Genomic DNA, 401 nt, shown 5'->3' with positions numbered 1-401 from the left:
CAGTGCCCCGGACACCGAACTCTCACGCTGGCTCACACGCCTCTCGCTCGTGCTGGCCGGTCAGCCAGCGTTGCGTGACGACAGTCTTTGCATCGCGAACGACGTGCTCTGGTGGGTGCACCGCTTCGACGGCAGCGAATCGGCCGCGCGCGTGGAAGCACAACTTCGCCGCCAACTCCTGGCCTGCGCGATGGTGACGTCGCAAGGCTTGCGGACGCAGAGCGCATCGCTTGCTTCGCCCTCAGCGCTCGAATCGTTCACGTCTCAGGCTGGGGGTGCCGCCGCACCGCGAGCCGGCATCTTCACTCCTTGCGCCGTTGCCTGACCATGCGGTCTCATCTCACGCGCCTCTCGCTAAACCTCGTCGTCTCGCTCGCCGGGGTTCTGCCGGTCGCACCAGC

Annotated in this window: 1 protein-coding gene; it reads left to right on the top strand. The window is 66.8% G+C overall.

From position 1 onward, the window contains the following. Positions 1–325, top strand: a 325-nt coding sequence (locus CDV44_RS28210) for a hypothetical protein (protein ID WP_170936139.1), incomplete at its 5' end; no start/stop codon positions are given. Between the last annotated feature and the right edge of the window lie 76 nt (positions 326–401).

This window comes from Pandoraea sp. PE-S2R-1 (genome assembly GCF_002179865.1).
Lineage (GTDB): Bacteria > Pseudomonadota > Gammaproteobacteria > Burkholderiales > Burkholderiaceae > Pandoraea.
The sequence above is the reverse complement of the archived record's forward strand: the minus strand, read 5'-3'. Positions and strand labels throughout refer to the sequence as shown.